Origin of the sequence: Rhizobium tumorigenes, assembly GCF_003240565.2 — a bacterium.
In the GTDB taxonomy this organism is placed as follows: Bacteria; Pseudomonadota; Alphaproteobacteria; order Rhizobiales; family Rhizobiaceae; genus Rhizobium; species Rhizobium tumorigenes.
In genome coordinates this window covers 422,433-442,031 of sequence record NZ_CP117255.1, presented here as the reverse complement: position 1 = coordinate 442,031, position 19,599 = coordinate 422,433, and the positions used below count along the sequence as shown (strand labels likewise).

17 protein-coding genes are annotated in these 19,599 nt (G+C 61.9%); 4 read left to right on the top strand and 13 right to left on the bottom strand.

The window, feature by feature from the left end:
- Positions 1-4: 4 nt before the first annotated feature.
- The 4 genes from ubiA to PR017_RS02150 form a co-directional block, all read right to left on the bottom strand.
- Positions 5-967 (bottom strand): 4-hydroxybenzoate octaprenyltransferase, encoded by a 963-nt coding sequence (ubiA, locus tag PR017_RS02165; protein WP_111217688.1) that lies wholly within the window; start codon positions 965-967, stop codon positions 5-7.
- Positions 968-1,092: 125 nt separating this feature from the next.
- A complete protein-coding gene (locus tag PR017_RS02160) occupies positions 1,093-1,854 on the bottom strand; it encodes a MipA/OmpV family protein (protein ID WP_423228399.1) in 762 nt (253 codons plus the stop codon).
- A 178-nt stretch (positions 1,855-2,032) separates the two neighbouring features.
- Positions 2,033-3,292, bottom strand: coding sequence for a cyclopropane fatty acid synthase (locus PR017_RS02155; RefSeq protein WP_111217683.1), 1,260 nt, complete (start codon positions 3,290-3,292; stop codon positions 2,033-2,035).
- Between the two features lie 141 nt (positions 3,293-3,433).
- Positions 3,434-5,746: a Tex family protein gene (locus tag PR017_RS02150; RefSeq protein WP_111217681.1), complete on the bottom strand. Its 2,313-nt coding sequence runs from the start codon at positions 5,744-5,746 to the stop codon at positions 3,434-3,436.
- 160 nt (positions 5,747-5,906) lie between these two features.
- On the opposite strand from PR017_RS02150, the gene purD reads away from it, so the two are divergent.
- The 4 genes from purD (at position 5,907) to PR017_RS02130 (ending at position 10,690) form a co-directional block, all read left to right on the top strand.
- On the top strand, positions 5,907-7,178 hold the full coding sequence (gene purD, locus PR017_RS02145) for a phosphoribosylamine--glycine ligase (RefSeq protein ID WP_111217921.1): 1,272 nt from the start codon (positions 5,907-5,909) through the stop codon (positions 7,176-7,178).
- A 115-nt stretch (positions 7,179-7,293) separates the two neighbouring features.
- Complete coding sequence (locus PR017_RS02140) at positions 7,294-7,740, top strand: plant virulence effector HPE1-like domain-containing protein (protein ID WP_240538889.1); 447 nt, start codon at positions 7,294-7,296, stop codon at positions 7,738-7,740.
- A gap of 381 nt (positions 7,741-8,121) precedes the next feature.
- A complete protein-coding gene (locus tag PR017_RS02135; protein ID WP_111217680.1) occupies positions 8,122-9,939 on the top strand; it encodes a methyl-accepting chemotaxis protein in 1,818 nt (605 codons plus the stop codon).
- 169 nt (positions 9,940-10,108) lie between these two features.
- Positions 10,109-10,690, top strand: coding sequence for a histidine phosphatase family protein (locus PR017_RS02130; protein WP_111217678.1), 582 nt, complete (start codon positions 10,109-10,111; stop codon positions 10,688-10,690).
- A gap of 56 nt (positions 10,691-10,746) precedes the next feature.
- Here the strand turns inward: PR017_RS02130 and glyS are convergent, their stop codons facing one another.
- From glyS to PR017_RS02085, 9 genes are all read right to left on the bottom strand, one after another.
- Entirely contained in the window at positions 10,747-12,981 is a 2,235-nt protein-coding gene (glyS, locus tag PR017_RS02125; RefSeq protein ID WP_111217676.1) for a glycine--tRNA ligase subunit beta, read from the bottom strand.
- Between the two features lies 1 nt (position 12,982).
- The gene (locus PR017_RS02120; protein ID WP_111217674.1) at positions 12,983-13,438 is read right to left on the bottom strand and encodes an endonuclease domain-containing protein; all 456 of its coding nucleotides are present in this window, start codon (positions 13,436-13,438) and stop codon (positions 12,983-12,985) included.
- A 214-nt stretch (positions 13,439-13,652) separates the two neighbouring features.
- Positions 13,653-15,587 carry a DUF2207 domain-containing protein gene (locus PR017_RS02115; RefSeq protein ID WP_240538888.1) on the bottom strand — a complete coding sequence of 645 codons (1,935 nt, stop codon included), beginning with the start codon at positions 15,585-15,587 and terminating at the stop codon, positions 13,653-13,655.
- A gap of 48 nt (positions 15,588-15,635) precedes the next feature.
- The gene (locus tag PR017_RS02110; RefSeq protein WP_111217670.1) at positions 15,636-16,910 is read right to left on the bottom strand and encodes a 3-phosphoshikimate 1-carboxyvinyltransferase; all 1,275 of its coding nucleotides are present in this window, start codon (positions 16,908-16,910) and stop codon (positions 15,636-15,638) included.
- A gap of 96 nt (positions 16,911-17,006) precedes the next feature.
- Complete coding sequence (locus PR017_RS02105; protein ID WP_111217668.1) at positions 17,007-17,558, bottom strand: LemA family protein; 552 nt, start codon at positions 17,556-17,558, stop codon at positions 17,007-17,009.
- 94 nt (positions 17,559-17,652) lie between these two features.
- Positions 17,653-18,612, bottom strand: coding sequence for a glycine--tRNA ligase subunit alpha (locus tag PR017_RS02100; protein WP_111217917.1), 960 nt, complete (start codon positions 18,610-18,612; stop codon positions 17,653-17,655).
- An 88-nt stretch (positions 18,613-18,700) separates the two neighbouring features.
- A complete protein-coding gene (locus PR017_RS02095; RefSeq protein ID WP_111217666.1) occupies positions 18,701-19,108 on the bottom strand; it encodes a PIN domain-containing protein in 408 nt (135 codons plus the stop codon).
- A complete protein-coding gene (locus tag PR017_RS02090) occupies positions 19,105-19,335 on the bottom strand; it encodes an AbrB/MazE/SpoVT family DNA-binding domain-containing protein (protein ID WP_111217664.1) in 231 nt (76 codons plus the stop codon). The genes PR017_RS02095 and PR017_RS02090 overlap by 4 nt, the downstream gene beginning before the upstream one ends.
- A gap of 63 nt (positions 19,336-19,398) precedes the next feature.
- Positions 19,399-19,590 carry a hypothetical protein gene (locus tag PR017_RS02085; RefSeq protein WP_111217662.1) on the bottom strand — a complete coding sequence of 64 codons (192 nt, stop codon included), beginning with the start codon at positions 19,588-19,590 and terminating at the stop codon, positions 19,399-19,401.
- Positions 19,591-19,599 lie beyond the last annotated feature (9 nt).

The following is a 19,599-nucleotide window of genomic DNA, read 5'->3' as shown; positions in this document are numbered from 1 at the left end:
CGTTTCATCCGGGGGTGGAAAGCGCCATGGACAACAGCAAGCCGGCAAAGATGATGGCGCCGACCCTGCCGTTCGAGCGGAACAGGATCAGGCACTGCGGCGCGTCTTCGATATCGAGGACGACGATCTGGTAGGCGAACATGCCGCCGGCGATGACAAGGCCGAGAAATGCGATGGGACCGGCGCCGGCCAGCGCGAAGGCAAGGAACATCAGCACCACTGCCGCGCCATAGAGGCCCACGAGCCATATCTTCGTCTTTTCGCCGAACAGCCGCGCCGTCGAGCGGACGCCGATCAGTTCGTCGTCCTCCTTGTCCTGATGGGCGTAGATGGTGTCGTAGCCGATGGTCCAGAGAATAGCGGCGATGTAGAGCAGGATCGGCGGCAGCGACAGGCTACCGAAGATGCCGGCCCAGCCCATCAGCGCACCCCAGGAAAAGGCAAGCCCGAGGAAGAACTGCGGCCAGTCGGTAAAGCGCTTGGCAAAGGGGTACACCGCCACCAGTCCCAGCGACAGCAAGCCGAGGCCTACGCAGAACCAGTTGAACTGCAAAAGAACGAACAGTCCGACGAGAGCCTGCAATGCAATGAATATCTTTGCCTGCTTGCGGCTAACACGGCCTGACGGCAAAGGCCGCGAGCGGGTGCGCGCCACGGAAGCATCGATATCGTGATCGATGAGATCGTTGAACGTGCAGCCGGCACCGCGCATCGCCACCGCGCCGATGAAATAGAGGATGAGATGGTAGAACAGCAGCGGACCGACGAACTCGCCCAGCGTCAGGGCGGCATTGGCGGCCAAAGTCACCGACCAGAAGCACGGCCATAGCAGCAGCTGCCAGCCGATCGGCCGGTCCCAGCGTGCCAGCTGGGCATAGGGCCACAGCCACGGCGGCAGGGCCTTGTAGACGAAATTATCGGATGGCGCGTCGGCGACTCGGTCGCGGAAATCGTGGCTGTTGCTCATGCGGAATGTCTAGAACATTTCAGCGTTTCACGGAAATGCGAAAATGTTCGACCTATCTGCTCTCACGCACTTCCAGACGCAAAACCGCCAAGCGCTTTCGCCGAACTCTTCCGACGAGCGCCTTATCAGTTCAGCGTGAAGCCGAAGCGGTAGGTGGCGGACAGGCCGATGACGAGCTGGTTTTTGTCGCCGCGTTCACGCACCAGACTGCTGTCGGCTGCAGGACCCTTCAGCCGCTGATATTCCACGAAGGAGCTGGTGCTCAAATTCTTGGTTGCCTGCCAGGTCAGCGCACCGCCGACACCGACGGATTTGAGGCCGCCGCCGGGATTGTAGCGATCGAGGCCGCTGGCCGCCGATTCCTTGCCGTCGACGCCGTAATAGGTATCGAAATAGTTCGCCGTCGCGAAGGTTGCCCTCGGTCCACCGGAAAGCCGCAGATCGGGAGCAATGTCGGTGAAGGCGTCCACCGCCACATCGGCAACGATGCCGTTATGGGCGCGGATACCCTGGCGCACTTCGGCACGGGCGCGGATCCAGTCGGTCGGGTAGACCTCGACGAAGCCACCTGCCTCTGCGCCCCATTTGACATCCTTCAGCCCGCGCAGTTCACGCCCGTCGCTCGAATCCCGGCTCGGTACGAACTTGCCGACGATGCCGGCCCGAAATGTCCCGGTATCGAGCAGCGCAAAGGCAGGATTGTCGTTGCGCGAGGAGAATCGCGGCGCCGGCCCCTGCTTCCCGAGCGAAATCAATGGCGAGAACTGGAGTTTGTTGTGCTTGGCGCCCTCGAACTTGGGACCGACGAAGCCGGCAGCGCCGACGCTGACATACCAATCGCCAGACCACCAGGCACGACCGTCGCCAGCCGTAGCGGCTCCGGCCATTGTCGCAAAAAATCCAAACGAAATCAGCAGACGCGAGGTCTTGGCCATGGGAAATCCTAGTACGCAACACAAAAGGCAAGAGCCCGGAATGCCTAAACTTATCCGGATCGCATTACCACTTGCTTAACCAAGCGACGACACTGTCCGCTCGCAGACCGTCATGGCAAAGACGCGAGGATCAGAACACAACCTTCTCCAGTGGTGCACGACGGGCTTCGAATTCCTTCAGCCTGGCTTCGTTTTCGGCAATGTAGTTCCGGTTGTCGGGAACGGCGAACTGGTCCTTGGCGATCTGGATCTGGAAGATGAAAAGCTGCTCCCAGCGGAAGGCCATCTCCGAGCCTGCGAGGTAGAATTCCCACATCCGGAAGAATTTCTCGTCATAGAGGGCCACGGCCTCCGCCTTGCGGGCGATGAAACGCTCTCGCCAGTGACGCAGCGTGTAGGCGTAATGCATCGGCAGGATTTCGACGTCCTTGACCAGCAGGTTGGCCTTTTCCAGAGCCGGCGTCGTCTCGGCCAGGGACGGAATATAGCCGCCGGGAAAGATGTATCTCTCGATGAAGGCGTTGGTGGAGAAGCTCGGCCTTGGGCGGCCAATGGAATGCAGCACCATTACCCCGTCGTCGGCGAGCAACTCGGAGACCTTGCTGAAGAACTTGCGGTAATTGCCGATCCCGACATGCTCGAACATGCCCACCGAGACGATCCGGTCGAACTTGCGTCCGCTGAGGTATCGATAATCCTGCAGTTCGAAACGCACCCGGTCGGACAGGCCGCGCTTTGCAGCCCGCGCCCGCGACACCTTCAACTGCTCCTCGCTGAGTGTGATGCCGGTGAAATCGACATTCTCCGTCGATTCCGCCAGATACATGCCCATTCCACCCCAGCCAGAGCCGATCTCGAGCACGGACTGGCCAGGCTCGAGCCGTAGCTTGGCGGCAATATGGCGCTTCTTGGCGAGCTGGGCTTCGTCGAGACCGATACCCGGCGGCTCGAAATAGGCGCAGGAATACTGCCAGTCCTCGTCGAGGAAGAGGTCGAAAAGCTTGGCCGAGAGATCGTAGTGGTGGGCAACATTGTGCTTGCTGCGGTTGACCGGAAGGCGGCTCTTCAGCTGCTGCCAGGCAATGCGGCCGATCAGCTTCATGGCGATCTTGAGATCGAACAACTCGTCCGTGGTGTTGAGCTTCACCAGCGACAGGAAATCGTAGATGTCGCCCTGTTCGAGGATGAACCGGCCTTCCATGAACATTTCGCCGAGCTTCAGCGTAGGATCTGTGGCGATGGCGTCTTCCGCCTCGCGGTCCGCACTGCGCACCGCGACGGTCTGCCCGGTGCCATCGCCGAGCAGATGCGTCTCGCCGTTGGAGAGCGTGATCTGAAGAGAGCCTTTGCGGATAATTTTGGTGACTAGAGCAAGAAGTGACGACGCCATGACGCCTCGCAATCATATGACAGACAATCAGGAAACATTATCCCCTCAAGATAGTCTGGCAAGCTTACGAACGGCGGTACAGGCACTCCGGCACGAACATTGCCGGAGTGTGACATTCTTGCAAATATATAAGCTAAGTGACTATTTTCGCTTGAGCGCATCGGCGAGCGCCGCACCGAAGCTGCCCTGAGCCTGCGGTGCCGGGCGATTGCCCTGCTGCTTTGCCGGCATCACCCGTGTTTCGGGACCGCTGCGGTTTTCGCGGGCCGGTGGCGCGGCGTCATCGCCGGCGTCCTTGCGCATGCTGAGGGCGATGCGCTTGCGCTTGGCATCGATGTCGACGACGCGGACTTTCACGACGTCGCCGGCCTTCACCACCTCATGAGGATCCTTTACGAAACGGTCCGCCAGCTGCGATACGTGGACCAGACCGTCTTGGTGTACGCCGATATCGACGAAGGCGCCGAAGGCCGCGACGTTGGTAACGGTGCCCTCCAGCATCATGCCCGGCTTGAGGTCGCTGATTTCGTTGACACCCTCGGCAAAGGCTGCCGTCTTGAAACTCGGGCGCGGGTCACGGCCGGGTTTTTCGAGCTCGGCCAAGATGTCGCGTACGGTCGGCAGGCCGAAGCGCTCATCGACGAAGGCACGCGGATCGACCGCCTTCAGCGCGGCGCTATCGCCCATCAGCGTGCGCAGGTCGCGACCGCAGGCGGCAACGATCTTCTTGGCGACGCCATAGGCTTCTGGATGCACAGAGGAAGCATCGAGCGGCTCCTTGCCGCCGGTGATGCGCAGGAAGCCGGCACATTGCTCGAAAGCCCGGGGCCCAAGCCGCGCGACCTTCAGGAGATCGCGCCGGGTTTCGAAACGTCCGGCCTCGTCGCGGTGGCGGACGATGGATTCGGCAATGGCCGCACCAAGGCCTGAAACGCGGGCAAGCAGCGGCGCCGAGGCCGTGTTGAGATCGACACCGACGGCATTCACTGCATCCTCGACGACGGCATCCAGCGAGCGCGACAGCTTCTGCTGGTCGACATCGTGCTGGTACTGGCCGACACCGATCGATTTCGGCTCGATCTTGACCAGTTCGGCCAGCGGATCCTGCAGCCGCCGGGCAATCGATACTGCGCCGCGCAACGTCACGTCGAGGTTCGGGAACTCCAGGGCTGCCGCTTCCGATGCCGAATAGATCGAGGCGCCGGCTTCGGAAACGATGACCTTGGTGGGCTTGGCGCCGGGCAATTCGAGCAGCATGTCGCTGACCAGCTTTTCGGTTTCCCGGCTGCCGGTGCCGTTGCCGATAGAGATCAGCTCGACCTTGTGCTTGACGATGAGGGCCGCAAGCGTCGCCTGGGTGCCGCGCACATCGTTGCGCGGCTGGAACGGATAGACGGTGGCGGTGTCGAGCAGCTTGCCGGTGGCGTCGACGACGGCGACCTTGACGCCCGTGCGGATGCCGGGGTCGAGACCCATAGTGGCGCGAGCGCCGGCGGGGGCTGCCAGCAGCAGGTCCTTGAGATTGCGAGCAAAGACGTGCATCGCCTCCTGCTCGGCCCGCTCGCGCAGTTCGCGCATCAGGTCGAGCGACAGCGACATCGACAGCTTGACGCGCCAGGTCCAGCTGGCGACCTCCATCAGCCAGCGGTCGCCGGGCTTCTGGGCGCCAATCTCGTAGGCCGTGGCGATCATCCGCTCGACCGGCTTGAAGGGTGACGCAAGATCGGCGTCGATCTCGATCGTCAGCGTCAGCATCTCCTCGTTCCAGCCGCGCAGCATGGCGAGCGCCCGATGGCCGGGAGCCGTTGCCCAGCGCTCGGTGTGATCGAAATAGTCGGAAAACTTCGCGCCGGCCTCCTGCTTGCCATCGACGACCTTGGCGCGCAGCTGGGCATTCTGGCGCATGTGCGCACGCAGGGTTTTCAAAAGGTCGGCGTTTTCGGCGATGCCCTCGGCAATGATGTCGCGGGCACCCTCGAGCGCCATCTTCACATCGGTCACCTCGTTGGCGACATAGCCTTCGGCAAGCTGCGCGGGTTCACGGCTGCGATCTTTCAGGATTGCCTCCGCCAATGGCCCTAGACCGCGCTCGCGGGCGATCTCGGCGCGGGTGCGGCGCTTCTGCTTGAACGGCAGGTAGAGATCCTCGAGCTCGGCCTTCGTGGTCACGCCTGCGATCTTGCGCTGCAGGTCGTCGGTCATCTTGCCCTGGCCGGTGATGCTGTCGCTGATCGAGGCGCGGCGCGCTTCGAGCTCGCGCAGGTAGACCAGACGCTCGGCCAGCGTCCGCAACTGCCCGTCGTCAAGCCCGCCGGTCACTTCCTTGCGGTAGCGGGCGATGAACGGCACCGTTGAGCCCTCGTCGAGAAGGCCGACCGCCGAAACCACCTGCTCAGGCCGGGCATTGATCTCGGCGGAAATGATTGCTGCGATGGAGCGGATATCTGCGGCCATGGGGATCTCTGCGTTGCGTCTGATTGGCGCGACCATAGTCCGAGAAAGCGGCAAGGCAATGATCTCAGTCAGTGCTTCCGGTGGACTCCACAGGAATTGCCGCTTGACCTTTGCGGCAGGGCTGCTTAACCGCCAAGCTCTGGCAACAAAGGGGCAGGCGATGAAAGTTCTGTTGATCGGATCGGGCGGACGCGAGCATGCGCTCGCCTGGAAGCTGGCGCAATCGCCGCTGCTGACCAAGCTTTACGCCTCGCCCGGCAATCCCGGCATCGCCGAGCATGCCACGCTCGTTGCCGTCGATACCGAAGACAACGACGCCGTTGCCGCCTTCTGCCTGTCGGAAGCCATCGATTTTGTCGTCGTAGGCCCTGAGGCGCCGCTGGTCGCCGGTCTTGCCGACCGCTTGCGCCAGGCCGGCATCGCCGTCTTCGGCCCCTCTGCCGCCGCCGCCCAGCTCGAGGGTTCCAAGGGTTTCACCAAGGACATCTGCGCCCGCTACAACATTCCGACGGGCGCCTACCAGCGCTTCGACGATGCCGGCAAGGCGAAGGCCTATATTCTCGCCGAGGGCGCGCCTATCGTCGTCAAGGCCGATGGTCTCGCAGCCGGCAAGGGCGTCACCGTCGCCATGACCCTCGACGAGGCGATTGCGGCCGTTGACGACTGTTTCGACGGTGCCTTTGGGTCGGCTGGGGCGGAAGTCGTGGTCGAGGCCTTTCTCGATGGCGAGGAAGCCAGCTTCTTCTGCCTTTGCGATGGCACCCATGCACTGGCGCTCGCCACCGCCCAGGACCACAAGCGCGTCGGCGATGGCGATACCGGCCCGAACACCGGCGGCATGGGCGCCTATTCGCCCGCCGCCGTCATGACGACCGAGCTGATCGAGCGCACGATGAAGGAGATCATCGAGCCGACGATGCGCGGAATGGCGACAAGCGGAATGCCGTTTTCCGGCGTATTTTTTGCCGGCCTGATGATCACCGCAAAGGGGCCGGAACTGATCGAGTACAATGTCCGCTTCGGCGATCCGGAATGCCAGGTGCTGATGATGCGGCTGAAAAGCGATCTTCTGCCGCTGCTGCTCGCCTGCGCCAACGGCACGCTCGACAAGGTGACCGCCGAATGGAGCGACGATGCGGCGTTGACCGTCGTCATGGCCTCGAAGGGGTATCCCGGCGCCTATGAGAAGAACTCCGTCATTGCCTCCCTGCCCGCAGACAGCGACAGTGCGAAGGTGTTTCATGCCGGGACAGCTTTGAAGGACGGTGTGCTAGTGGCGACCGGAGGCCGGGTGCTCGGGGTGACGGCATTGGGCAGCAGCGTCGGCGAGGCTCAGAAGCGCGCCTATTCGCTTGCAGAGCAGGTGGTCTGGGACAACGGCTTCAGCCGCGCCGATATCGGCTGGCGGGCAATCGAGCGCGAAAAGGCCTGATCGGACGACCCTTTCCTGCCCCAAATCCGCGTTTCCGATAAAGTTTTACCGATTCCTCTGACCGGATGGAAACAAAGGCGCGCTAATCTCTTCCCAGTATCCGATGGAGAGTTTCATGCGTCCCACGATCCTGATTGCAGCATTCGTTTTGATCGGCAGTTCGGCCATGCTGATCGGCAGCTCCGCGATGGCATCGTCGTTCCTGACGCTCGACGGCACGACGCGCACCAGCGGCGACAGCATCCAGGCTAAGGTCTGCGTCGATTGCGCGCCGATCAAGCAGGAGGTCGCCAAGAAAAGCTATGTGGTTCCCGAACTCCCCGTAGGCACGCAGACGACCGTGGTGCGCCAGATCAACGGCGAGCAAAAGGTCGTCCGCACCGAAGCCTGGCTGGGCGGATCGCCGGTCGTATTCATCAGCAAGGCGTCGCCGGAAGCACTGGCCGCAGCCGGGGTATCGCCTGACGGCATCGATCGCAGTGCGATGACGGCAGCGATCGCCGCAGCCACGCCACTGGCCAAGCCTCTCGACACCTCGGATTTCCAGTTGCGCCTTCAGTAGGCCGTTTATTCCCCTCCCTATCGAACTCCAGTCGATAGGGGTGCGCCGAAAGGCAGAAAGATGCGTCCCTGAAGAGAAGCAGGGGCGCATTTTTATTTTCGCAGATGCCGAGAGATATTCGCTCTCACCGCCGTTTCTCGCAGCATTGGGGGCTGAAAACTCTCGGATGCGCCGTTACGGTGACAATCATCTCTATTAAAGCCGATAGGAGCCCTAAATATTGACAGCTTTAAAGCATTGTTAGGTGAACGCGATGCAACTTCGCCGTACCGGAAGCAGCATGTCAAATTAGCAGCAACAGATGCGTCATGATCGACGGCGCAAGATCAAGCGGTAGGATACCGCACCGGGATAATCGAACCTATTCCGTTGCGAGGCCTGATGAAGAACCTGCGAATTTCGACCCAGCTGATGATGCTGGTTACCGGCCTGATGATCGCCTTTGCTGGCGTCACCTATTATCAAATCCAAAGTTCTGCGGCAGCCATCTACCACGAGCGCTATGCACTGCTGCGCACGCAGGTCGAGTCCGGGCTGTCAATTCTCCAGCAATATTACGATCGCGAAAAGGCCGGCACGCTGACACACGAGCAGGCGCAGGCGCAGGCATTCGAGCTGCTTTCTCGCGTGCGGTTCGAACCGGACGGATACCTCTTCGGCTATGACGACAATGTCGTCATGAAAATTCACTACGACACCTCAAAGCTTGGGCTTAGCAACAAGGGCAAGCCCGATCCGAAGGGCAACATGTACCGCGACGAACTGGTCAAGGTCGGCAATGCCGGTGGTGGTGTCGTCGATTTCTACGGCCCCAAGCCGCAACAGCCCGCCGATGCATTCTTCCGCAAGAGCGCCTATGCCAAGGTCTTTATGCCATGGCACATCACGCTCGCGACCGGCGTCTACATGGACGACCTGGAAGCGCAGGTAAGGGCGACGATCCTTGAAACGCTGCTGGTCGGCCTTGCGGTCTTCGTAGTCGCTATTGCTGCCGCACTCTATGTCATTCGCAGCATCTCCGGGCCACTGGCCGATGTACGCGGCGCACTGAATGCCGTCGCGGACGAGGACGTTACCCTTGCGATCCCGCACACCGGCCTTCACAACGAAGTCGGCATGATGGCGAAAGCGACACAATCGCTGCAGCAGAAGATTCGCGAGCGGCACACGCTGGCCGAGCTGCAGGCTGCCCAGGAACGACAGATCAGTGCCGAGCGCCAGGAGAACGCTCGCCATCAGCAGGACCAGGCCGACTTACAGGCCCGCGTTGTTGCGACCATCGGCGAATCGCTCGAACAACTGGCGAAGGGCGACTTGACCATCCGCTGCGGCGACCTCGGCGCCAGCTATGCCGGACTGCGCAACAACTTCAACGAAGCCCTGTCGCATCTCGAAGCGGCGATGAGCCGCGTCAACTCCAAGGGCAACGACATCGGCGTCTCGAAAGAAGAGATCCGACGCGCCTCCAACGAATTGTCGCAACGCACGGAACGCCAGGCCGCCAGCCTCGAGGAAACATCGGCAGCTCTCGATGAGTTGACCGTTGCCGTCCGCCAGACTGCGGAAGGCGCCCATGAGGCCAGCAAGCGCGTCGACACCATCAGCATCGAAGCTTCTCGCAGCGATGGCGTCGTGGCACAGGCGATCGGCGCCATGAGCGGCATCGAACAGTCGTCCACGGAAATCGGCAAGATCATCGGAGTCATCGACGAGATCGCCTTCCAGACGAACCTTCTGGCGCTCAATGCCGGTGTCGAGGCTGCCCGCGCCGGTGAGGCCGGCAAGGGCTTTGCCGTTGTCGCACAAGAGGTCCGCGAACTGGCGCAACGCTCAGCGGCCGCCGCCAAGGAAATCAAGGAGCAGATCGCCCGATCCTCGACGCAGGTCGAGCACGGCGTCCGCCTGGTCGGCGACGCCGGCGAGGCGCTGAAGCGCATCTCCGGACAGATCAAGGCGGCCAACGAGATTGTCTCGAAGATCGCCCACAGCGCCTCCGAACAGGACACGACGCTGCGCTCCATTTCCACCGCCATGAACCAGCTCGACGCCGCCACCCAGCAGAACGCAGCCATGGCGGAAGAGACCACGGCTTCGGCCGAAACGCTGGCCAGCGACACCGAGGAGCTGCTCGACCTGATCCGCGGCTTCCGCATCGGCGATGGCCGCCCCACGATGCAGCAGGCCCGCCGCGCCGCCTGACGCCCGGAAAAAGCGACAATCTTTCCACAACCGCCGGAGCGATCCGGCGGTTTTTCCTTGCGGTGGACCTGTCGCGCACATCACGTCATCGGCAGTTGACTTGGCAGCACCGCCGCCGCGATATGGGGTTATCGGATGCGACAGCCGCAGATGAGCGAAAGGTAGCGACATGAGCAGTGCATGGCCTGAAATCACCCTGGTGCGGCACGGCGAGACGGCGTGGAGCCTTTCCGGCCAGCATACGGGCCGGTCCGACATTCCGCTGACGGCCGCAGGCGAAGCGGCGGCCGTGAAACTGGCCGACCGGCTGCAGGGCCAGCATTTCGACGCCGTCTGGTCGAGCCCGTCCATGCGCGCTTCAAACACTTGCGCCCTCGCCGGTTTTGGCGACCGGCGGGAGATCAAGGCGGACCTGGCGGAATGGGATTACGGTGCCTATGAAGGGGTGACGACGAGGGACATCCTGAAGACAAGTCCGGACTGGCATCTGTTTCGCGATGGCGCCCCTGAAGGCGAAGCTGCCGCCGATGTCGGTGCGCGCGCAGACAGCATCATTGCCGCACTGAGGGCTCGAAACGACCGCGTGCTGATCTTTTCCAGCGCCCATTTCCTGCGCGTGCTCAGCGCCCGCTGGATCGGCCTGCCGCCAGAAGGCGGCGCGCTGCTTGTTCTCGACACGGCGAGCATCAGCGTGCTCGGGTACGAGCACGACCTCGGGGAACCGGTCATCCGCCGCTGGAACCAGACGTAAATTCTTGTGTACGGATCGGCGGCCCACCGGGGGCCGCCCAATTTTTAGCCTTACGCTTAGCCGGAGATCTTGGAGAAATCGGCAACTGTGCCGGTGGCTTCGCGGATCAGGCGGAGCAGCGCCAGGCGATTGGCGCGCACGGCAACGTCGTCGTCGTTGACCAGCACATCCGTGAAGAACCGATCAACCGGCAAGCGCAGCGTCGACAAGGCCGTCATCGCCGAGCGGAAGTCCTCCGTGGCGATAGCGGAAGACGCCTCCCCGGAAGCCTTGGCGACGGCCGCAAACAGATCCTTCTCGGCAGCGAGCGTTAACAAAGCCGGGGTCACGGCATCGGCCACGGCGGTACCCTTCTTCTCCTCGGCCGCAAGCAGCTGGGTTGCACGCTTGGTGCCGGCAAGCAGGTTCTTGCCGTCTTCGGAGGTGATGAAGAAGGTCAGGGCCTCGACGCGGCGGGCCACCATCAGCAGGTCGTCCGTCTCTGGTGTCAGGACCGCATCGATCAGATCGTAGCGGGCGCCCTGATCGCGCAGATAGACTTTCAGCCGGTCATGGAAGAAAGATAGCAGGTCGCGCTCGCGCTCCAGCATCTGCTCGCCGTTCGCGTGGCCGAACTTCATCAGTCCGTCCGGATGCTCCTGCATCTGCTGGCGGAGGCCAGCCATTTCGACGGATTCATCGACTATCGCCATGTGGTCGCTGAGATAACGCATGATCGGCAGGCGGATGCGCTGTTCGAGCACGATACGCACCACGCCGAGCGCTGCGCGGCGCAGCGCATAGGGGTCCTTGGAGCCAGTCGGCTTCTCGTCGATCGCCCAGAACCCTACGAGCGTGTCGAGCTTGTCGGCAAGCGCCACTGTCAGTCCGACCTTGTCCTCCGGCAACCGGTCAGACGGGCCGTTCGGCTTCCAGTGATCTTCGATGGCAGCAGCAACGGATGGGTCCTCGCCCTGGAGAGCCGCATATTTCCGGCCCATCAGCCCCTGCAACTCCGGAAATTCGCCAACGGCTTCGGTGCGCAGGTCGGCCTTCGCCAGCACGACGGCGCGGTCTACGAGACCTGCCTCGGCACCGGTTACCGCTGCCAGTGCTGCAGCGAGGCGGCGGATGCGCGCGACGCGCTCGCCCTGGCTTCCGAGCTTGGCATGGAAGGTGACGTTGAGGGCATCGAGCTTGGCCATGCGCTGGTCGAGCGGCTTGCCGAGGTCGAGATTGAATTTTGCGGCCGACGCCTGCAGCGTGTCGAGGTCGGGAAGATCGCTCTGGTCGCGCTTCCAGAAGTGTAGCGCGTCGGATAGGCGCGCGCGCACGACCTTACCGTTGCCGTGGATGATTTCCGCCCCACCGTCGCTGGCCTCGATATTGGCGATCAAAACGAACTTGTTGGAAAGTGTCTCGCTGCCCTGGGGACGAGTGACGAAGCACTTTTGGTTGGTCTTGATCGTCAGGCGGATGATTTCGGAGGGGATCGTCAGGTAATCCGCCTCGAACTCGCCCATCAGCACCTGCGGCCATTCGACGAGGCCGGAAACCTCCTCGAGCAGGGCTGGATCGTCGACCAGTTCCAGTCCGCTGGCAAAGGCCAGGTTTGCGGCATCGGCGGCGATGATTTCCTTGCGGCGCTCGGCGTCGAGGATGACCTTGGCTCTCTCGAGGCCGGCAACATAGTCGTCGAAACGCTTGACCGTGATCGCTGCGGGCGCGTGGAAACGGTGGCCATAGGTGACGTCGGACGCGACGATACCGTCGATATCGAACGGGATGACGACAGTGCCTTCGTGTTCGGTGCCGAAGGTACAGACGATCGACTGCAGCGGGCGGACCCAGCGCAGCGAGCCGGGCTTTGCTGAAGCAGCACCCCAGCGCATCGTGTTCGACCAGGGGAAATTGCGGATGATACCGGGCATGACATCGGCAATGATGTCCTCGGCAGCGCGGCCGGGCCTGGCGATGATTGCGACGTAGAATTCGCCCTTCTTGGGATCGCTCTGTATCTGCGCTTCGTCGATGGACGACAGCCCTGCGGCGCGCAGGAAGCCTTCGATCGCCTGGGCGTTGGCATCGCGACGCGGCCCCTTGCGCTCCTCGCGGACATCGGCGGAACGGGCGGTCAGTCCGCGAATATCGAGCGTCAGGCGCCGCGGCGTCCAGTATTCCCGCGCACCCTCGTAGGACAGGCCCGCCTCGACCAGTGCGTCGGTGACAAGCTTCTTCAGGTCTCCCGCGGCCTTGCGCTGCATGCGGGCTGGAATTTCCTCGGAGCGAAGTTCAAGCAGGAGATCGGGCATGTCAATATTCCTCACCCTCCCCGAGAGGTGGAGGGTCGGCACTCAGTGCCGGGGTGGGGTGAAAACGGTCGGCTTCTGCTAGCAAAATTTGTCGCTGCTGCACAATGGCAAATATGGTGTCGAGGACCGCGTCAAGCTCGGAGAGGACATCGGCATTCCAAAATCGGATAACTTGATAACCCTGGCTTTCGAGGAAGCTCGTCCGTTCGAGATCGTATCGCCCGGCGGCGGCTTCAGCATGCTGGCTGCCGTCCAGCTCGATGATCAGACCGATCTGATGACAGGCAAAATCCGCGAAGTACTTACCGATAGGGACCTGCCGTCTGAAATGCGTACCCTCAATGGGAATGCGCCAGAGATGGCGCCATAACTTTACCTCCGCATCCGTGGCATCGACGCGGAGCCGACGGCTGTTGACCACCTTAAAACGGCTCAGCTGTGAAGGCTTTTTTGGCATGCTTGGCTCCCTTTGACGCGCTGCACGGCGAGCTTGCAAATGGCACACCCTCCCCTTGAGGGGGAGGGTCGGCGCGAAGCGACGGGGCGGGGTGATCCGCCTCACAAACGGGTATGGCCCCTGGTTTCAACAACCATCACCCCCACCCGCGGCTTCGCCGCGACCTCCCCCTCAAGGGGGAGGTAAATACCCCCACTTACCGTGGATACCTCAACTACCACCCGCCCCCGCCTCCACCGCCTCCGCCTCCGCCGGATGAGCTGCCGCCACTGCTGCTGGAGAAGGCGCTGTCGGAGGTGGAGACGGGAGCCGGGATCGTCGAGGCTATGGTCGAGGCCATCGATGAGGAGAAGCCGCCGATGCGGTCTGAGAAGCTATCGGCACCGAAGCTTCCGCCGTACCAGCCCGGCGCATAGGCGACACCGCCGACAGCAGCTGCGGCAAACCAGCTCTCGAAGCTTTTCGTCCAGGGCTTTTCGACGCCGAGCGCCACCGCGTAGGGCAGCAGGGTTTCGAAATGCTTCGGCGACATGGTCGGAGCGCCCTGCATGTTCATCCGGTCCTTTTCGGCGAGCGTCAGGTACTGCCGGAGCCCGGCGATGCCATCCATCACCCTGGCGCCCAGGGCAGTCGGCGCGCCCATCAGGAAGAAGAAGACGCAATTGGCAGCGAAGATGCCGATGATCGCGACCGTCAGCGGCAGGTCGCCGACGATGGCGGGCGACGAGGTCTGCGCAGCGAAGAGGATGGCGACGACAGAGACGGCGACAAAGGCGATGAAGGCAACGGCCAGTACCGCGAAGACCTTGCGCACCGTGCCTGCACTGGGACGGAACGACCTTCCAATGAAGGCGGCGACCGCGACGCCGAAAACCGACAGCATGCCGGGAACGATGATCAGCGGCATTGCATTTTGGTGCAGCCGGCCGAATACGACGATGCAGACGAACACCACCAGCGACAGCAGGATGCCACCGAACGTGTAGAGCGCGTTGCTCTTGTAGTAAGCGTTCCGGTGTTCCTTCTCGATCGCGTCGCGGAACGCCTCGCCGGTTGCCTGGACCTTTTCGCCGTGTGCCTTGTCGATGACCAGCGCGTCGTCCTTGCCGCCGATCGCGTTCAGCAACGTCTGCTCGCCGGCATCGAGCTTGCCGGCTGCAGTTTTGGCCGTGCGGCGGATGACGATGCTGCTGTCGAGATCTTCCAGCACGACGTAGCCGTTGACGGCGAGATTGAGCGCGGCGGAGGACAGCGCCGTCCAGCCGCCGGAGGAAAAGCCGCGATTGTCTATGTAGTTGACCAAGGCTGGCGAGGTCCCTTCAGGCGCATCCCAGCGGGGTACGACGACACCGCGTTCGGGGTCGCGGCCAACCTTGACCCAGTTGCGTCCATAGTACGCCAGCACCAGCAACAGGCCGATACCTGCGATGATCAGGTCGCTGTTGTCGCGCAGGAACCAGGCGCGCTGCTGGTCGACGCTCGGAGCATCGACGGCGCCCTTTGCCAGCTTGATGGCTATCGTCAGGCCTTCCTTTGGCGCCAACGGCCGGGTGGTCTCGAAAACGACATCGCTGCCGTCCTCGTTGACCCGGGCATTCCTACCCTTTGATCCAAGCGGCCCGGTGGCAAAATCGAGACCCTGCGGCCTCACACCTTCGGGCAGCATGATCGTTGCCGACGCCTCCAGGATCGGGAAAAGCCAGCCGGTACCGGTGACGTTCCAGTAGAGTTCGTCGTAGTCCTCGAAATAGCGGATCTGCCGCTTGGTGCTGTATGTCAGCTGATATTCGTGCCGACCGGGACTGACGTTGGCGTCAGCCGACCCGATATAAATGCGAACGCCGCCATCGATATTTTCGCTGCGCCATTGCTCAGGGCTACCGTCCCGGCTGACCGATTGCACCGTCAAATCGACGGTCGCCGTACTGCCTGTCGCATCCCGGGACGTCAGCGGGAAATCGCGGAAAATACCATGGCGGATATCGCGGCCCTCGGCATTGACGCCGATGGTCTCGGTCACCTGCATCGAGGCGTCCTTGTCGAGGATGATGGCCTGCTGGAAGGCGGTGATGACCTCCTGCGCCGATGCAGCCCAGGCAACAAGCAGCCCAAGACACAGCAGGCAAAGACGTGCGGTACTCCGTATCACGATGCGTTCCCCCGAACCCAGTGTAACGCGCGCCGCGAAACGGTTTCGCTAGCTGGCGTCGTCCGTATAAGTCACCCCCAGCGATGCCAGTACCTGCCAGTAGTCAGGGAATGTCTTGGCAACGCAATCGGGATCCAGAATGGTAATCCCTTCGATAACAAGGCCAGCCAGCGCAAAGCTCATCGCAATGCGGTGATCGGCAAAGGTATCGATTTCAGCTTCCAGACGCTGTCCGGCGAGGCTCGGATCGGCAGCAACGATCAGGTCGTCGCCCTCCTCCGTCGCCAGCCCTTCGCGGATGGCGTTCAGGCCGGTCGACAGGGCGCGGATGCGATCGCATTCCTTGACGCGCAGGTTGGCGATGCCGACGAAGCGCACCGGCGTCTCGTTGAAAGCGGCCAGCACGGCGATGGTGGGGATAGCGTCCTGCATCTGCGATCCGTCGATGACGTCAGGCATATGCGGAAAGGCCGAGATCACCGCATACGCCTTGGCATCCGGCTGTGTAAACGCGTCTGCCGGCGTACCGATGTCGATGGCCCCGCCGCTGAGCACCTCGGCACCCCAGAGATAGGTGGCGGCCGAAGCGTCCGGCTCGATGTGGAAATCAGTTGCCGTGTAGCCGGTCGGTTGAATGGTCCAGGAGACGCCGTCGCGCTGCTCAACCTTCGCCCCGTAAGCCTGCATGGCATCAAGAGTCAGGTCCACATAACCGCGCGCGCCAATGTCCGCGCCGGCAAGAGTTACGGTGACGGGCTGGTTTGATCCCGGCGATGCCAGCGGTGCAGCCATCAACAATGCCGAGACATATTGGCTGGAAAGGCCGGCATCGATCTCCACCCGGCCAGAACCGAAATGGCCGTTGCCACGCACTGTCACAGGTGGACATCCTGTCGGAGCTTCAACGTCGATGCCGAGCGATTTCAATGCGGTGACCAGCGGCCCTATAGGCCGTTTACGCATATGCTGGTCGCCATCGACGACGACGGTTCCAGCAACGCTTGCCACCGCCGCCGTCAGGAAGCGCGTCGCAGTGCCTGCATTTCCGAGAAACAGCGGCTTTTCCGGCGCAGACCACACACCCGTGCCGGTGACTATGAAAGTCGTGCTATCCGGTTCCTCGACGCTGACGCCCATGGCGCGCAGTGCGTCAGCCATGTAGCGGGTATCATCGCTTTTCAGCGCGCCGGTCAGCCGGCTGGTGCCCTTGGCGAGGCCGGCCAACAGCAGCGCACGATTGGTAATGGACTTAGATCCGGGCGGCACGGCGCGACCGGTGAGCGGCTTGCCCGGCGGAATAATCGTGAGTTTTGCTCTGCCCATCGTCAATCTCTTCCATCTGCCAACGAAACCGGTAACCCGGCAACAGGTTCTATCGCCTGCATATCCGTCGCAAAACCATTCCGAAAGGGGAAAGATCTAGAATTTCACGGATGGAACGGCGCGATCGGCTTCATTGGTGACCTCGAAATAAGGACGCTTGGCAAAACCGAATGGGCCGGCAACGAGATTGTTCGGAAAGCTCTCGACCTTGACGTTCAGGTCACGGGCAGCACCGTTGTAGTAGCGGCGCGCCATCTGCAGCTCGCTTTCCATCGTTTCCAGCGAGGCCTGCAGCTCGGAGAAATTCTGGTTGGCCTTCAGGTCCGGATAGGCTTCGGCCAGCGCCATGACCCGGCCGAGAGCTTGCCCGAGTAGCCCTTCGGCGACACCGCGAGCAGCGACATCGCCTGATGGCACAGCCTGCGCCTGGTTACGCAGGGAGACCACCTCCTCCAGCGTCGATTTTTCGTGGGTGGCGTAGCCCTTGACGGTTTCGATCAGGTTGGGGATCAGGTCGGCGCGGCGCTTCAGCTGCACGTCGATGCCGGACCAAGCTTCTTCGGCCACCTGCCGGGCACGCACCAGACCGTTGTAGACAAAGATCACGTAGATCGCGGCAAGCACAGCCACGCCCAGAATAATGTACATCGTCAAGCCCCCAGAACGACAGAGAAGTGCACCGGACCCTATGCGTTCCCGGCGCCGATGTCATGCGTCATTTCAGGGTCGATATACAAGCGGTTCAGGCCGCCTGCATGACGTTGGCCCCCCCAGCATCAGTCAGCAGGAAGGCCTCGCCGCAAGCCTTGGCGAGCGTCCTGACACGCAGGATGTAGCTCTGGCGCTCGGTGACCGAGATCACGCCGCGCGCATCCAGAAGGTTGAACACATGGCTGGCCTTAATGCACTGGTCATAGGCCGGGAAGACGCATTTGTGCAGGACATGGTTATTGCCCTCGCCCGGCGCGCCTGATGCCAGAAGCGCCAGGCACTCCTTCTCTGCGTCGATGAAGTGACGATGCAGCATCTCGGTGTTGGCGAACTCGAAATTGTGGCGCGAATACTCCTGCTCGGCCTGCAGGAAGACCTGGCCGTAGGAAATCTTCTCGTCGCCCTCGCGGCCGTTGAAGTTGAGGTCGTAGACGTTATCGACGCCCTGCACATACATGGCCAGCCGCTCGAGACCGTAGGTCAACTCGCCCGCCACGGGCGCGCATTCGATGCCGCAGATCTGCTGGAAATAGGTGAACTGCGAAACCTCCATGCCATCGCACCAGCACTCCCAGCCGAGACCCCAGGCGCCCAGCGTCGGGCTTTCCCAATCGTCCTCGACGAAGCGGATGTCATGCAGCAGCGGATCGAGGCCGATGGCGGCCAGCGAGCCGAGATACAATTCCTGCAGGTTCGGCGGGTTGGGCTTCAGGATCACCTGGTACTGGTAATAGTGCTGCAGGCGATTGGGATTTTCGCCGTATCGGCCATCTGACGGTCGGCGCGACGGCTGCACATAGGCTGCCTTCCAGGGCTTCGGACCGAGCGCGCGCAGGGTCGTCGCAGGATGGAAGGTGCCGGCGCCGACTTCCATGTCGTAGGGCTGCAGCACCGCGCAGCCCTTGTCGGCCCAATAGGCATGCAACGTCAGGATCAGCGCCTGGAACGAGCGCTTCGGGTTCATGTGATCGGGAATGGCTGCAGCCGTCATGATGGTGATCCGAATTGCGGTAAGAAGCGCGACAGGTGCCATGGGAGGGGACAGGGGTCAAGATGTTTGCACGTGGTCGAGATGACCTCTAGTGAAACGGATTGACGATCGTCAGATGCTTTTCGACAACCAGGCCATGCTGCATATCTTCGGAATAATATTGCTTGCAGCCAGCCTGCAGCGCAGCAGCTATCATGGCCGCGTCGTAAAATGAGAGATTGTAGAGCGGAGCGAGTTTGAGGGCGGCGAGCGTGACCTTCTCGTCGACTGGAACAACGAGCGTCGAAATCGAGACAATGGCTTCGATTGCAGTGCTGGTGTCCTGCCAGGACATGGAAAGCTTCTTGCGTGCTACGTTGGCGAACTCGTTGAGCGTCTGGCCACTGACCACAAAAGGGAGGTCAAGAAGGGCCTGCGCCTGAATGGCGCGTCTATCGTCCGAAATCGCATAGATCAGAATGTTTGTGTCGAGGAAGTTGGTAGCGGCGGTGGTCACCGCGCGTTCGCGTCGTTACGATCGAATTTCCAATCTACCGGCAGCTTGACGCCGAAGGATTTGATCCTTTCGAGTGCCTTGAGCCGTCGATCGTCACGCTCGATTTCGACGGCGCAATCATTGCTTATGCTCACCGAAATGTCGTCACCCTCCTTTAGATCGAGGGCATCGACGACAGACGAAGGAATACGAATGGCAAGGCTGTTTCCCCATTTTGCAACTTGCATCGGATCCTCCCTATATACTTGCTGAATGTATATCATGACGCGATAACTGGAACAATCGCCCCGCTATTCCTCGTCCCTCTTCAGCCGGTATTCGCCCGTCAAGGGATCCTTGACGAGCGTACCCATGGCGCCGGTGCTGCGCTCTCGCTCCTGGCGCTGCGACTTCTGTTGCAGCCGCTGCGCCGCGTTGATGAAGCGCTTGTAGATCAGCCAGCAGACGCTGCCGATAACGATGATGAAAATGAGCTGCGCCATGCCGGGGCT